This window comes from Akkermansia muciniphila, from assembly GCF_900184965.1.
Taxonomy (GTDB): Bacteria; Verrucomicrobiota; Verrucomicrobiia; order Verrucomicrobiales; family Akkermansiaceae; genus Akkermansia; species Akkermansia muciniphila_A.
This window is the reverse complement of sequence record NZ_FXYA01000003.1, coordinates 68,807-83,742: the sequence shown is the minus strand read 5'-3', so window position 1 is coordinate 83,742 and position 14,936 is coordinate 68,807. Positions and strand designations below refer to the sequence as shown.

At 58.6% G+C, this 14,936-nt stretch carries 14 protein-coding genes; 3 read left to right on the top strand and 11 right to left on the bottom strand.

Annotated elements, in window-relative coordinates; genetic code table 11:
* Positions 1–4: 4 nt before the first annotated feature.
* From CI070_RS01075 to hprK, 6 genes are all read right to left on the bottom strand, one after another.
* Positions 5–424, bottom strand: a complete 420-nt coding sequence (locus CI070_RS01075; protein ID WP_094136287.1) for a SufE family protein — start codon at positions 422–424, stop codon at positions 5–7.
* Between the two features lie 33 nt (positions 425–457).
* Complete coding sequence (gene argF, locus CI070_RS01070; protein ID WP_094136337.1) at positions 458–1,375, bottom strand: ornithine carbamoyltransferase; 918 nt, start codon at positions 1,373–1,375, stop codon at positions 458–460.
* 103 nt (positions 1,376–1,478) lie between these two features.
* The gene (locus CI070_RS01065; protein WP_094136286.1) at positions 1,479–3,167 is read right to left on the bottom strand and encodes a sulfatase; all 1,689 of its coding nucleotides are present in this window, start codon (positions 3,165–3,167) and stop codon (positions 1,479–1,481) included.
* Positions 3,168–3,295: 128 nt separating this feature from the next.
* A complete protein-coding gene (gene ptsP, locus CI070_RS01060) occupies positions 3,296–5,074 on the bottom strand; it encodes a phosphoenolpyruvate--protein phosphotransferase (protein ID WP_094136285.1) in 1,779 nt (592 codons plus the stop codon).
* 47 nt (positions 5,075–5,121) lie between these two features.
* Positions 5,122–5,388: an HPr family phosphocarrier protein gene (locus CI070_RS01055; protein WP_094136284.1), complete on the bottom strand. Its 267-nt coding sequence runs from the start codon at positions 5,386–5,388 to the stop codon at positions 5,122–5,124.
* Positions 5,389–5,472: 84 nt separating this feature from the next.
* Entirely contained in the window at positions 5,473–6,435 is a 963-nt protein-coding gene (hprK, locus tag CI070_RS01050; protein ID WP_094136283.1) for an HPr(Ser) kinase/phosphatase, read from the bottom strand.
* Positions 6,436–6,532: 97 nt separating this feature from the next.
* On the opposite strand from hprK, the gene CI070_RS01045 reads away from it, so the two are divergent.
* From CI070_RS01045 to CI070_RS01035, 3 genes are read left to right on the top strand one after another with little or no spacing between them, the layout of a single operon-like run.
* The gene (locus tag CI070_RS01045; protein WP_094136282.1) at positions 6,533–7,930 is read left to right on the top strand and encodes a dipeptidase; all 1,398 of its coding nucleotides are present in this window, start codon (positions 6,533–6,535) and stop codon (positions 7,928–7,930) included.
* Between the two features lie 8 nt (positions 7,931–7,938).
* On the top strand, positions 7,939–8,817 hold the full coding sequence (locus tag CI070_RS01040; protein WP_094136281.1) for an ABC transporter ATP-binding protein: 879 nt from the start codon (positions 7,939–7,941) through the stop codon (positions 8,815–8,817).
* A complete protein-coding gene (locus tag CI070_RS01035; RefSeq protein ID WP_094136280.1) occupies positions 8,784–9,374 on the top strand; it encodes a 5-formyltetrahydrofolate cyclo-ligase in 591 nt (196 codons plus the stop codon). Before CI070_RS01040 ends, CI070_RS01035 begins: the two co-directional genes overlap by 34 nt.
* Before the next feature lie 23 nt (positions 9,375–9,397).
* Here CI070_RS01035 and CI070_RS01030 read toward each other — a convergent pair whose 3' ends face one another.
* The 5 genes from CI070_RS01030 to CI070_RS01010 all read right to left on the bottom strand — a co-directional run bounded on the left by CI070_RS01030 (position 9,398) and on the right by CI070_RS01010 (position 14,915).
* Positions 9,398–11,065 carry a GTPase family protein gene (locus tag CI070_RS01030; protein WP_094136279.1) on the bottom strand — a complete coding sequence of 556 codons (1,668 nt, stop codon included), beginning with the start codon at positions 11,063–11,065 and terminating at the stop codon, positions 9,398–9,400.
* Positions 11,066–11,151: 86 nt separating this feature from the next.
* Positions 11,152–11,847, bottom strand: a complete 696-nt coding sequence (locus CI070_RS01025; protein ID WP_094136278.1) for a YggS family pyridoxal phosphate-dependent enzyme — start codon at positions 11,845–11,847, stop codon at positions 11,152–11,154.
* A 10-nt stretch (positions 11,848–11,857) separates the two neighbouring features.
* Positions 11,858–12,415, bottom strand: coding sequence for a YqgE/AlgH family protein (locus CI070_RS01020; RefSeq protein WP_179218376.1), 558 nt, complete (start codon positions 12,413–12,415; stop codon positions 11,858–11,860).
* 114 nt (positions 12,416–12,529) lie between these two features.
* Positions 12,530–13,387 (bottom strand): L,D-transpeptidase, encoded by an 858-nt coding sequence (locus tag CI070_RS01015; protein ID WP_094136276.1) that lies wholly within the window; start codon positions 13,385–13,387, stop codon positions 12,530–12,532.
* A gap of 10 nt (positions 13,388–13,397) precedes the next feature.
* Positions 13,398–14,915: a cellulose synthase family protein gene (locus tag CI070_RS01010; RefSeq protein WP_094136275.1), complete on the bottom strand. Its 1,518-nt coding sequence runs from the start codon at positions 14,913–14,915 to the stop codon at positions 13,398–13,400.
* Between the last annotated feature and the right edge of the window lie 21 nt (positions 14,916–14,936).

Sequence of the window (14,936 nt, the reverse complement as noted above, 5' to 3'; positions counted from 1 at the left end):
AAAATCAATGGTGTTCCGCCATTTTCATGGCGGCCTGCTTAATCTGGACCGCCATGGAGTTGAGGGCGTTAGCCCTGGTGGGCGCCAGGTGGTCTTTCAGGCCGGTTTTGTCCAGCTTGGACATGTCCGCCTTCAGGATTTCTTCCGGAGGCAGACCGGAAAGCAGCCGGATGAAGACGGCAATGAGGCCCTTGGTGATGAGGGAATCGCTGTCTGCGTACAGTTTCAGCACGCCGTTGTCCGGTTCCGTGTGCAGCCACACGCGGGATTGGCATCCCTTGATGAGGGAGTCCTCCGTTTTGTAGGCTTCCCCCAGCCTGGGCAGTTTTTTCCCCAGGCTGATGATGTATTCGTAGCGTTCCGTCCAGTCCTGGAACAAGTCCAGTTCATCCAGCAGGTCTTGCAGACGTTCTTCGTAGTTCATGGCTCGGAGATTGGGTAGGATGAGCCGGGCGGGTTATCCCCGGCGGGCGTCTGCAAGCGTGGCGAGCACGGCTTTCTGGGCATGCACCCTGTTTTCCGCTTCCCGGAAGATAACGGGAGCAAAATGTTCCAGCACGTCTTCCGTGATTTCCTTGCCGCGGTAGGCGGGCAGGCAGTGGAAAACGGAGTGGCCGGAGGCGGCATGTTCCAGCAGCTCCCTGTTCACCTGGTAGGGATAGAAGTGTTTTTCCTTGGACAGCCCTTCCGATTCCTGGCCCATGGAAAGCCAGACGTCCGTGTTGATGACGGAAGCGCCCTTGACGGCTTCCACGGGGTCCGTGGTAAAGATGACGTTTTCGCAGTCCAGATGCCTGCGGAAGTCTTCCAGGGGAAGGTAATTGGTGGGGGCGCCGATGGCGAGCGTAAAGCCCAGCCTCTTGGCCGCCCACATCCAGGAGCGGGACATGTTGTTGTCCCCATCCCCCACGAAGGCGATTTTCATATCCTTCCAGGAGCCGGGGCCGTAGATTTCCTCAATGGTAAGCAGGTCCGCCAGGATCTGGCAGGGGTGCTCCTCGTCCGTCAGGGCATTGATGGTGGGAATGCCGGAAAAACTGGCGAATTCCTCCACCTCCTGCTGCCCGTACGTACGGATGGCGGCGCCGTGAATCATACGTCCCAGCACGCGGGCCGTATCCTTGATGGGCTCTCCGCGCCCAAGCTGGATGTCATGGACGGAAAGGAACATGGGGCGGCCCCCCAGTTCGCTGATGCCCACTTCAAAGGAAACGCGGGTGCGGGTGGAGGATTTGGAAAAGATGAGCGCCCAGGTCTGCCCCTTCAGGGGGAGGCGTTCGTGATGGCCGCGTTCCGCCTTAAGCCGGTGGCCCAGGGCGAGCAGGCCCCGGATTTCGTCTCCGGTAAGCTGTTCGATGGAAAGGAGGTTGTTCATGGTTTTTGAAAGGGAATTAAAAACGGGAAAGCCGCACCATACTCCCTGTTTTCTTAAAAGAAAAGGGAATAATGCGGCTTTCCAGGCAGGGGTGGAGATGCCTTTACAGCCGGGCCGCCGCCTGGTCCGGCCACGGTACGGGAGCGCCTTCACGGGCTCCGGCGGGATTATTCTTCCTGTAGGTGGGCATTTGGGCCTTGCGCTCCTTGAGCAGGGCGGTCATGGTCCTGGCCATGGCCTTAACGCGTTCCGGATGCCGTTCCGCCAGGTTATGCTCCTCGCTGATGTCCTCCTTGAGGTTGAAGAGTTCGAACTTCTGGTCAGGGTGCCAGTAGATAAGCTTCCAGTCCCCCTGGCGCATGGCCGTGCTGGGGGAATAAAGGGAGTTGTTTCCGTTTCCTTCCCCCCATACGTTGGGCGTGTGGAAGAGCAGGGGGCGGTTGGGGTCCATGCTGCCGCCTTTCAGCAGGGCAACAAAACTTTTGCCGTCCACAACCTGGGGCGCCTGGATTTTTTCCGCTCCCGCTATTTCCAGGATGGTGGGGAAAAAGTCTTCAATGATGACGGGAGTGGCGCAGACGCTTTCCGCCTTCGTGACTCCGGGCCAGCAAACGATCATCGGTTCCCGGATGCCGCCTTCCCGGTTGGAACCCTTGCCGAAGCTCAGCGGGTAATTGGATTCCTTGTTGCCCATGCGCCCACTGATGGCGAGGCCCCCGTTGTCCGCCATGAAGATGATGACGGTATTTTTATCCAGATTGTTTTTTTTCAGATATTCCCGGATGTCGCCCAGGCTCTTGTCCATCCCCTGGATCAGGGCGGAGTAGCGTTTTTCGTTGTCGGACCATTTGTGGCCGTCATTGGGGTTGGAATACTCTTCCGCAAACCTTTTGTCATAGCCGCGCATGTCGAAAGGGGCATGGATGGCGTAATGGGACATGTACAGATAGAAAGGCTTGTCCGCCTCCCTGGGGTTTTTCCGGATGGCGTCCAGGCGTTTCAGCGCCTCCTGCGTCAGGGCTTCCGTCAGGAATGTGTCGTTTTCATAATAATTATTTTCATCCAGTCCGCGCACATGGAAATTTCCCGTGCCGTATTTCCGGGAACCCCGGTAGTCCGCCGGGCCGCCTATTTCCGTGCCGGCGATATTGTAGTCAAAGCCGAAGAGCCTGGGATTGGCCCCGGGCGTATTTTTGGAGCCGAAATGGGCTTTTCCGCAGTGGATGGTTGTATAACCCTGTTTTTTGAGCAGGGCGGGCAGCCCAAGCACCTGGGTGAAGGGTTTTTCCATCCTGTACTGGATTGTTTCTTCCGTCAGGGGGAGCCGGGTGGTTCCGGATGCCCTGGTTCCTGCCGGCTGGATGCCGTTGACGCTCCAGTCTGCGGGAGCCTTGAGTGCTTGATGGCCTGCGTCCGTGGTCTGGTCACGCAGGAGCGTCCAGTTCGTGACGCGGTGGCGGGCGGAGTTCATGCCGGACATGAGGCTGCACCGGCTGGGGGAACAGATAGGCTGCGCATAGGCGTTCGTGAAGACCATGCCCTGCTTGCCCAGAGCCTCCATGTTGGGCGTGCGGTAGCGCTTGTTCAGGAAAGTTGGCTTGGGAGAGCCGTCCTCTTCCCTCCAAAAGGGCAGGGAAGTGTCCTGCCAGCCCATGTCGTCCACCAGGAAAAGGATGATGTTGGGGCGTTTTAATTCTGCCGCGCGGGCTTCTTTTGCGGAAGCTGCGGAAGCGGAACAGGCGCTTCCCAGCAGGAACGGGATGAAAAAGGCTGCAATGCGGGAAATGTTCATTATCAAAAAAGCCGGTACCTGTAATAACGCATGGGCCGGACATTTCTGTCAAGGATTCGTGTTCCTGCGGCAGTTTGCCCGGGAAAGTTCCGTTTTTCCGGTACGGCGTGTTCCGGGCCGGATAGGGCTTATTCAAACAGGGCCGGATAGGATTTCCGGGCCAGAGTCGTGCTCAAGTCCACGATAGCCCTGCTGTTGGGGGCCTGGAGCGCCTTCTGCGCCATGTCCCGGCACTGGCCGTAGTCCAGATTGCGGATGGCGTACCGGATGATGGGGACAAGGTGGACGCCCACGGACATGGAGGTGGCCCCCAAGCCGATCAGCAGGGGAAGCAGGGTGATGTCCCCCGCCATTTCCCCACAGATGGCCGTGGGAATGTTTTCCCGTTCTCCGGCGGTGATCGTCATGCCCATGATGCGTATCACGGCAGGATGCGTGGGGCGGAACATATTGGCGACGCGGTTGTTGACCCGGTCCACGGCAATAGTGTACTGGGTGAGGTCATTCGTGCCTATGGAAAAGAAGTCCACCTCGCGGGCCAGCACGTCCGTCATAATGGCGGCGCTGGGCACTTCAATCATGATGCCCACTTTCAAATCCCGCGCATAGGGGATGTTCTTCCTTTCCAGTTCCTCCCGGCATTCCTGGAGGATGTGCTTGGCCGTGACCACTTCCGTGTAGCCGGAGATCATGGGGAACATAACGCCGCAACCGGGCGTGTCCGCGCAGGCGCGGAGGATGGCCCGGAGCTGCTGCTTGAACAGTTCCGGTCGGCTGAGGGAGACGCGGATGCCTCGCCAGCCAAGGAAGGGATTCGGTTCCGGGGCGCGGAGCTGTTCGCACGGCAGCTTGTCGCCGCCGGAGTCCAGGGTGCGGAAGATGACGCCGTGGGGGGAACAGCCTTCCGCCAGTTTTCTGTAGTAGCGCGTTTGTTCTTCTTCATCCGGCATGCCGGATGGATTGCCCAGAAGAAAGAATTCCGTGCGGAACAGGCCTACGCCTTCCGCTCCCACCTCCTTGATGCCGGAGTATTCATGGGGGAACTCCACGTTGACGGACAGGCGGATGTTGCGACCGTCCCGGGTGATGGTGGGCAGGCCGCGCAGCGCTTCCAGCGCCTTGTAGGCCTTTTCCTTTTCCACCTGGAGGCGGTGGTAGTATTCCTCCGTTTCCTTCGTGGGTTTCAGGATGAGCACGCCCTTGTAGCCGTCCAGAATGGCGGGGGAGTGGCTTTCCACTCTCAGAAGGGCCTGCTCAAGCCCCACGACGGCGGGGATGCCCATGGAGCGGGCGAGAATGGCTGTGTGGGAGACGGAGGAGCCCATTTCCGTGGCAAAGCCGTGAATCAGGCTGGCGTCCATGGCGGCCGTGTCGGAAGGGGTCAGGTCATAAGCCACCAGCACCTGGTCTTTTTCCGCTTCTTCCTCGTCTTCAGGAGGTTCCGTGCTGCGTAGGTTGTTAATGACCCGCTGCATGACATCCTCCATGTCCGCGGTTTTGGCGCGCAGGTAGGGATCGTCCACGCGGCGCAGAACTTCCATGTAGTTCTGCATGACCACATAAAAGATGTGCTCCACGTTCTGGAGGCGCTTGACCAGTTCCGTCTGAACCTGCTGGAGGATAACCTTGTCCTGAAGGAGAAGGATGTGGGCGTCGAAGATGGAGGCATCCTTCTCTCCGGATATCTGGATCATGCGTTCCCGCAGCGTCCTGATCTGGTCCGCGGTTGTTTGCAACGCCCGGTGGAAGCGCACCAGCTCGGCATCCACCTCTTCCGGGGAAATATCGTACGCTACAGGTTCCCTGGAACCGCTGATCTGAATTTTAATCTTGCCCAGGGCAATACCGGGGGAAACGGGAATGCCCTGAAGCCAGGTTTCTTCCGTTGAAATGGGTTCCTGAATCATCTGCGGGCTTGATGGCCCGGTCTCATATGGCTGTGAGCCGGAGTGTTTTAATCTTCTTCAAACTTGCGGGAAATCAGGTCTTCCAGCGCGTTCAACGCTTCCTGTTCGTCCTTCCCTTCCGCCATGATGGTGATCTTGGAGCCGTGGCCTACCGCCAGCATCATCAAACCCAGAATACTCTTGCCGTCAACTTCCTCGCCATCCTTCTCCACGACAATGTCTGCATCAAATTTGCTGGCCAGTTTGACGAATTGAGCAGCCGGACGCGCGTGAATGCCGAGTTTGTTGATGATGGTGAGCTCCTTGGTGACCATGGAATTTGAAGTAAGGGGTGATAACGGTTGCTACAACGGTAAGTACACTAATTAAAGTTTTTTTCCAAGAGTTTTTTGTCAGTCCTACTTTTCAGAGGATTGGAAGTTTGACATGAGGCGGCGGTTGAACTCCCCGGCCATGTCGATGCCCATGTCCTTGAGATGGTAGTCCATGGCGGCTACTTCCACCAGCCTGGCAATATCCCTGCCGGGAGCCACGGAAAGCTGGACATGGAGCACTTTTTCCCCCAGGACGTCCAGCCCCTCCCGCTCCAGGCCCAGCCTGTCCAGCTCTTCCTGGTCCTTGGCGGGAATGAGGGTGACGATGAGGTCCAGGCGCTTGTTGTGGCGGATGGACTTCAGGCCGAAAAGGGTGGTGATGTTGACGATGCCCAGGCCGCGCACCTCCATGAAGCCGCGGCTCATTTCCGGGGCGCTGGCCACCAGTTCTCCGCCCACGTTGCGCACGTACACCATGTCATCCGCCACGAGGGCCGCCCCGCGTTCAATCAGGCCCAGGGCCGTTTCACTCTTCCCCACGCCGCTCTTGCCGCGGATGAGGACGCCCACTCCGCGCACGTCCACCATGCAGCCGTGCAGGGTGACGCTTTCCGCGAATTCGTTTTCCAGAATGATGGTGGCGGAGTTGACGAATTTCATGGTTACCAGGCTTGTGCGGAAGACGCAGACGCCGGCCTCATCCGCCAGTTCCACGATTTCCCGTGGAGGGATCTTGTCACGGGAGAAGACGATGCCCGGTACCTCGCACCGGAACATGCGCTGAATGCGCGATTTGCGCATGCCTTCCGGCAGCTTTTGAAGATAGGCCAGCTCCGCGGAGCCGAAAACCTGGATGCGTTTGTTGGCAAAGTAGGAGTAGAAGCCGGCGATCGCCAGGCCGGGGCGGTTGAGGGCGGGTTCGCAGATGTGGCGGCTGAGGCCGGCGGGGCTGTTGATGAGTTCCAGTTGGAGGGCTTCCTTGTACTTGCCGTAAAATTTGGACAGGGTGACGAAATCCACTTTCTTCACTTTGGATTTGCTGAACATAATCCTATATAAAGAAACAAAACACACGTGAGAGCAATCAAATATTGTTGCCGGGGCCGTGTGCGGGGGCCTTTTTTGAAAAAAGGCCCGTTCCGGCATGGAATGCCACACTTTACCGGTTGATTTGAAGCCGCAGGCATGGTCTGATGAAGGCATGAACAGACTGGATCAATTAGCCACCTTGTTGAGATTTCCCAGCATTTCCGCACAGAAGGAGCACGCCCGGGACGTGAGTGATTGCGCGGACTGGCTGGTAGACAAATTGTCCGGCATGGGATTGGAAGCAAAGGCCTGCAAAACGCCCCTCCACCCCATCGTGCTGGCCCGCAGCCCGCGGGAGGAAGGAAAGCCCACCGTGCTGATTTACGGCCATTACGACGTGCAGCCCGTAGATCCTGTGGAATTGTGGGAATCCGACCCGTTTGAGCCGGAAGTGAGGGACGGGAGAATTTACGCCCGCGGCGCTACGGACAACAAGGGGCAGCTGTTCGCCCATATCCTGGGCGTGGAGGAATTGCTCCGCCAGAACGGCGGCCACCTTCCCGTGAATGTGATTTTCCTTCTGGAAGGGGAGGAGGAAGTGGGCAGCGGCAGTCTTTCCCAGTTCATCAAGGAGCACAGGGAAGAACTGGCCTGCGACGTGATTGTGGTTTCCGATACCGGAATGGCCGCTCCGGACACCCCTACGTTTTCCTACGGTCTGCGCGGCCTGGCCGGCGCGGAAATAATTGTCAGAGGCCCTTCCGCGGATCTTCATTCCGGCGTGTTTGGAGGAGCGGTGGCCAATCCCATCACCGCTCTTGCGGAAATAATCGCTTCCTTCCATGATGAGGAGGGGCGTGTGGCCGTGAGAGGGTTTTACGACGGCGTGGAACCTATCGCCACATGGGAACGCAGCATGTGGGCCACGGTGCCCGGCATGAGCAATGAGGAACTGGCTCAGCTGACGGGCGTGGAAACCGTGGTGACGGAGGTCGGGTTTACCGGAGCGGAATGTATCTTTGCCCGTCCGACGCTGGAAATCAACGGTATTGGGGGAGGTTACCAGGGCGAGGGAAGCAAGACGATTATCCCCAGCCATGCCTTTGCCAAAATTTCATGCCGGCTGGTGCCGGGGCAACAGCCTGAAAGGATTGAAACCCTGTTGGAAGAACATGTGAAGAGACATTCCCCCAAGGGCGTCACGGTGGAGTTCAGGCGTGGCCACGGCGGGAATGCTTACGTGTGCGATCCGAATTCCGAGTTCGGTCTTGCCGCCCAGCAGGCTCTGGAAGAGGCTTTTGGCCGCAAACCCGTGCTGGTAAGGGAAGGAGGCAGCATTCCGATTATTGAGGAGATGAAGCGTGTGCTGGGAGCGGATGCCCTGATGCTGGGCATGTGCCTTCCTGATGCCCATATCCACTCCCCCAATGAAAACTTTCCCGTGGATTTGTTCTCCAGGGGCATTGACATGAGCCAGATTCTTCTGCGCCGCCTGGGGCAGATCAAGCATTGACCTTTCTTATGGACCAGCCTGCCGCCGCTGAAATAGTCAATTTGCACAAGACCTTTAAAACAGGTCTTGGCAAGCCCGTAGTGCATGCCGTGCGGGGGATAGACATGAATATCCGGCAGGGGGAGGTGTATGGCCTCATTGGCCCGAACGGCTCCGGCAAGTCCACCCTGATGAAGGCCCTGCTGGGGCTGGTGAGGCCTACGGAAGGTTCCTGCTCCATTTTCGGCAGGTCCAGCCTGGCTCCGGACAGCAAGGAGGAAGTGGGCTTTCTTCCGGAAAACCCCTACTTTTACAAATTCCTGACGGGAGCGGAAACTGTTTCCTTTTACGGCAAACTGTGCGGCCTGAGCGGAAAACCTCTGAAAGAGAAAGTCCGGGAACTGCTGGAGCTGGTGGGATTGGCCGATGCGGCGGACAGGCGGCTGGGCGGCTATTCCAAAGGGATGCTCCAGCGCATCGGCATGGCGCAGGCGCTGGTCCAGTCCCCCCGCCTGCTGGTTCTGGACGAACCGACCGCCGGCGTGGATCCCCTGGGGTCGCGGGATATCCGGAATATTATCGACAACCTGAAAGAGCAGGGAATGACCGTATTCCTGTGCTCCCACCTGCTGGAACAGGTGCAGGAGGTCTGCGACCGGGTGGGCGTCATCTTTAAAGGGCTGCTCATTGCGGAAGGGACTGTGAATGAGCTGACGCGGGATTCCGACAAGCAGGAAATACTTCTGGAGCATGCTTCCCCGGAACTGATGAAACGGCTGAAGGATATGGTGAAGGAAGACGGCCGTGCCTCCTGGCTGGAGGACGGGCATCCGCGCAACTCCCTGGAAAGCGTATTTCTAAAAAGTTTGTTGGAATGGAAGGAAAAGCATCCCAATCCGGAACCGTAAGCGGTTCGGCGGCCGCTAAACGGGAAGTGCGCCGCATGATACGTGAAAGGGTGGGCGGATTGGATGCCGCCGCCCGGGAGGCCATGTCCCGTTCCATCTGCCGCCGCGTGGCGGCGCTGGTGCGGGAAAGGAATTTCCGGCGCGTGGCTGTTTTTGCCGCCAGGCCGGGGGAGGTGGATTTGCTTTCCCTGCTGGATTTGCTTCCGGACCGGGAATGGTACTTCCCGCTGGTGCATGAAGGGAGAAAGCTGAGTTTTCACCGTGTATGCCATCACGGGGAATTGGTGGCGGGCAGCTGGGGCATACGCGAACCCGGTCCGGACTGCCCGGAACTGCATGCGGGGGAAATGGATTTGATCGTGCTGCCGGGGGCCGCGTTTACCGGAGACGGCAAGCGGCTGGGGTATGGCGGCGGATTTTATGATACGCTGCTGGCCGGTCCGGCTGCTGGGGTGCCGCTGGCGGGAGTCTGTTTCCCCTGCCAGCTTCTGGACGACCTGCCCATGGAAGCCCATGACAGGCGTGTGGATATGGTGATTACGCCAGAAGGGGAGTGACTCTCCGGAGAAAGGAAAAGAGGCTAGATGCGGAAACGGTGTTTCTGCACAGTCAGTTTATAGAACAGGTCGTAGCGGGCGTTAAGCAGGGGCTGGAGATATTCCACCCCTCCGGCTACCTGGCCGCGGATGTCCGCATACAGTTTCCGGTAGTCGGAAAGTCCGCTGATCATGGCTTCATACAGGGGAGTGCGCAATCCGCATTCCACGGCAATGTGCATTTCAGCCGCTGCGGCCACAATCTGGCGGGACAGGCGGAATTGCATCCAGGCCAGCCCCAGGTTGCCGCCCACCCAGATGACCAGGGCCGCGCCCACGCAGGCGAACCCTGCTGCATGCTCTCCGAAACAGCCCAGCAGGGCTCCCAGAATTACCAGAAGGAGCATCAGCTTGATTTCCGTTCTCATCACGTCCTCCTGGTCCAGAAACAGCTTGCTGAGGCACGGCTTGATGCCGAAGTCCTTCAGGGGCATGTAAATGGAACGCCCCAGCCTTTCCTTGTACACTTCCAGATCCGTCTGGAGCTTTGCGGCCGGAAAATCTCCTATGTCGCAGTCCCATTGTTCTTTCACGCGTGGGCGCACATGGTTCCAGTGCGTCTGGCAGATGTTCAGGAATTCCTTGTTGTAATACGCGTGCCGTTCCTCAATGCCGGATTTGACCAGCTCATAAAACCATTCGTCAATGACGGGAGGAAGCTTGTGCAGGATCATCGTGCGCCGGATGGAGAGGAAACGCCCCATCTGGCGTGCCGACTTTTTCCCCAGGCGCGGCACGCAGTCCTGCACGTATTGCGCGTATGCCTTGAGGCGGGCCGGCATTTCATCCTCCATCTGGAGCTGGATGCGGTCGATTTCCCGGTCAATGGACGTCAGGAAGCCGGAATCCATCTTGGAAAGGCGGCTCAGTTCATCGAGCACCTTCCCCTGTTCCGCCAGAAGGCTGTCCGTAGCCAGCAGGAGGCGTTCCACGCGCTTGTCCGTCAGCGGGCTGCGTTTCAGCACTTCCTGAACGCATGCCGTCAGGGCTTCCACTCCTTCCCCTGCATGCTCTCCGGCGGTCGTGACGGGGTACAGGGGCAGCTGCACTCCCAGGCGTTCCCGGGAGGTGGCGCGAAGTTCCTCTTTCAAGGATTGGAGCTGCTCAAAGGAGAGCAGCTCCGCATGAGTGATGACGAGAACCATGCGGGAATGAAGCCGTTCCTCCAGCGTCCGGAGATAGTCCCACAGGGCGGAATGGCTGCCGCCGCTGGCGGAAATAACCACGAGGATGGCATCCGATTTGGGAACGATGTGCTTCAGCTTTCTGGGGGCATCCTCCTGCTCCAGGCCGATGGTGTCCCAGAACTCCAGGTTGAGCAGGGCGTCCGACGGGTAAAAAAGGTCCAGAACCCATTCATGGGTATGGGGAGCAGGATGAGGCCTGTACTGCCAGCGGACCAGCGTGGCTTCACTGGACACGCGGGAACAGAACCGTTCCCCGGCCAGGGCGTCCAGCGTAGAGGATTTGCCGGACCCTGTCATGCCGATGACGGTGACATTCTGCGGAGAGCAGCATTCGGCCAGGGCTTCTTCCACCTTTTCCTGGGAACCGAAATGACGGTCGGGGCCAATGCGGGCGGAGAACGCCGCGGCGGCATCCGCTACGTCCCGCACCGCATGCGGAATCACGTTTTTTCCTCCTGTCAGCATGGGGTGATGAAATCAGGTCTCCGTCCGGGCTGTTCCGGTTTTGCGGAACAAACCTACACGCCGCTTTTCCTTCTGTCCAACTAAAATCACGAAGCGGGAGCGTATGAGCGGCCGCCGAAAATGGCCGTCCCTACGCGGACGAGCGTGGCTCCTTCCTCGATTGCCGTTTCAAAGTCATGGCTCATGCCCATGGACAGTTCCGTCAGCGCGGCTCCCCCTCTGCCGGACAGCGCTTCCTTCAGCTCCCGGAGACGGCGGAAATAGGGCCGCGCCTCCTCCGGATTTTCCACCGGGGGAGGAATGCACATAAGACCGGCGATTTCAAGGTGATTCAGCGCGGACAGCTCCGGCCATTCCCTTTCCAGGGGTTCCGGGGAGAATCCGAATTTGCTGTCTTCATCCCCGACGTTCACTTCCAGTAAAATGCGGGGCCGTTTTCCCGTTTCCTGGGCCACGGTATCTATGAACCGGGCCAGGCGCAGGGAGTCCACGGCATGGATCAGCGTGAAATATTCCAGGGCCTTGCGCACCTTGTTGCGCTGGAGGGGGCCAATGAGATGCCATTCCGTATCCGTAGGAAGGGAGGGGATTTTTCCCAGTCCCTCCTGGACCTTATTTTCGCCGAAAACGCGCTGGCCCGCATCATGGCACGCTTTCACATCCTCTGCGGGAAAAGTTTTACTGACGGCGACGAGGCGGACGGAACCCGCCGGGCGTCCGGCGCGGAGTTCCGCTGCGCGTATGCGGGAGAGAATATGTTCCAGATTCTGTTGAATGCTCATGATGGGTGGTTCAGTTCAGAGATGGCTGCGCGGGCGCGTGGCTCATGATATGGTGCAGGGGCGAAAGCCTCCGCATGGCCATGGCCCAGACCTTGGAAGAATCCGTTTCCAGACAGATGTCCGGCACCATGGGGGAAACATACCAGGCGCGGTCATTCAGTTCCCGGCGCAGCTGGGGCGGCGTCCACCCGCTATGGCCTACGTAGGCGCGCAGGATGGCGCGGGGATCTTCCAGGTATTCCAGGGCCTGTTCCTCTTGCAGATGAAACTGGACGCGCAGTTTATCCTCCGTGCGGATGAAAGCGGCGAAGATGAGCTGGTTGCGTTCTACGGGCCCTCCCTTGAAGATAGGCACAGTGTAAAGGGATTCCGGGATTTCCGTATGGCGGGCTACGTCCCCCACATTCATGCCGGCCGGATGATTCAAAATATGGCCGATGACAAATTCCTTCTCCGCCCTGCTCAGGAAGATGACGGAATGATGGAATCCGGCGCCATCCAGGTAGGGTGCGGAAATCAGAAGGTGTCCCGCCAGGTTTTCATTGCTGATATCTTCATGTTCCATCATGGCCATAAATCTACGTTACCAAATGTGACGGAGGCAGGCAACCATGCGTTCAAACGGCCATGTCAGGAGGCGGCGAAAACGGAATACCGGAAAAACAGGCGGGAAGATGAGTTTTTACCCGAGTGTATAGCGGGTCCCCCTGGCGGAACGGACGGCAACCCTGGAATTTCCGGCCGTCTTGCGGGAGGCCGCCCTCCTGGAGGAAACGGATTTCCTACCGGCTGATGCCGTCTGCCTGCGGGAAAGGGCGACGGCGGGGGGACGGGAAGCCCTGCGGCGGTGGGAAATGACGGAGGCCGTATTGGCGTTCTCCATGCGGTCTGGAGCGGAAGCCATGACCAGCAGGGAAGAATCCTGCATTTTTTCCGCCTGGGCCAGAGCTTTCAGGGAGGCGTCAATGGAACAGCGTTCAATCACGACCGGGTCTCCGGTCCGGAGCAGGTTGAAGGCTTCATACACGTCATTGCTCTTCATCCGGACGCAACCGTAGGAGGCGGGAGTGCCGATGGTGCGTTCCTCCGCCGTACCGTGAATATAAATCAGGCGCGAGTGAGCGTTCCGGTTACGGGGTTCCAGACCTTCCAGCCACATGATGCGCGTGACGATGGGGTCCCGGCCCGGAGAATTGGGCGCGACGCATTCCCCGGTGGGCTTGCGGCTTTTAAACACCATGCCCTTGGGCTGCCCGCTGCCGATTTTGGAAGCGATGCGATGGGCGCCCAGCGGAGTGCGGCAACTTCCCTTTTTGTCTCCCAGACCGAATTTGGAAGTGCTGACAGGGTAGGTTTTCACTACCCGGCCATGACGCATGACGGCCATTTTCTGGTCCCTGACGCTGACGACCGCGCCGTCTTTCACGATGGCGGTGGGCTCATAATCCGGACGGGAACAGGATGCCAGCACTCCGAACACAGCGAAAGCTGCGCCGGCGAGTTGAATCAGGCGTGCTGCTTGCGAGAGAGGCGCAGGCATGGGAAAGGCGTCAGTTCTTGGCTTTGGCAGTTTGCTTGGCGGGCAGCAGGTTGGAAATCATGCGGCCCAGGGAACAGAATCCTGTGTAATAGAAACCCAGGAAAGGAATCATCAGGATGGGGGAAAGGTAATGGCCCTGGCGGATCATGATGATGATCAGGTTCAGGAAGAAAGTTCCGCAGGCGATTTCCAGAACGGGGATGACGACGGATTTAATAGCCCGGTATCCGTTGCGTTTGAGCTGGGAGACGTGCCGGCGGTCTTCCTTCCGGTCCACGCCGTATTTGGGCGTGCGGACGAAAGCGGACTGATGGCCGAAGATGGCTTCCAGAACAGCCTTGGCGTTGTTGACCGCCATGCCCACGCTCAGCGTGAGAAGGAGGGGGAGGTACGGCAGTTCCTTCCACCAGGATTTGGGACGCACCACGATTTGGGCGCTCATGTAAAAGATGCAGACGGCCACGCTGGTCATGAAGAACAGGGCCACATTCACAAACCACATGAAGACCGTTTCATTTTCCGGAATGCGCTGCGTGCAGATGGGGTACACCAGGAAGCAGAGCAGTGCCAGGAGCAGGTAGGAATAATTGCAGGTGAGGTGGGTGGTGGCTTCTACCTTGGCTTTAAGGGGGGCATTGGAGCGCCAGATGTCCAGCAGGATTTTCTGGCAGACCTGGATGGAACCTTTGGTCCACCGGTGCTGCTGGGACTTGAACCCGTCCATGTCCACGGGAAGTTCCGCCGGGGTAACGACGTCGTTCAGGTAGATGAAGCGCCAGCCCTTGAGCTGGACACGGTAGGAAAGGTCCATGTCTTCCGTCAGGGTGTCATGGGACCAGCCGCCCGCGTCGCCGATTACGCATTTGCGCCATATGCCCGCAGTGCCGTTGAAGGTGAAGAAGCGGCCGGAACGGTTGCGGGCCGTCTGTTCCATGGCAAAATGGCCGTCCAGGTACATCCCCTGGATGCGGGTGAGGAGATTGTATTCACGGTTGATGTGGCCCCAGCGGGTTTGAACGAGGCCCACGTTTTCATCCGTGAAGAAATGGATGGTTTTTTGCAGGAGATCCGGTTCCGGAACGAAGTCTGCGTCCAGAATCAGCAGGAATTCCCCCTTCGCTGTTTTGGTGGCCGCTTCCAGCGCGCCTGCCTTGAAGCCGGTGCGGTCCGTGCGGTGGATGCAGACGGCGTCAAAGCCGCGGGACTTTAATTCCTCCACCTTGCGGCAGCATTGTTCCGTGGTGTCGTCTGTGGAATCGTCCAGAATCTGGATTTCCAGCCTGTCCTGCGGATAATCCAGAGCGGCTACGGATTCCAGGAGGCGGTCCACGACGAACTTCTCATTGAACATGGGGAGCTGGACCGTCACGACGGGCAGTTCCTGGAAGCGCGCTTTGGGCTGGGGCTTATTATTGCGGTTTTTCCAGTACAGGTAAACGATGCTCAGGCGGTGGAAGCCATACCCCGCCAGGCCGACGAGGACCAGAAGATAGCACAAAAGCCAGATAAAATTGTAATTTAAAGACATGCAGGGGGCACAAAGGGGGTT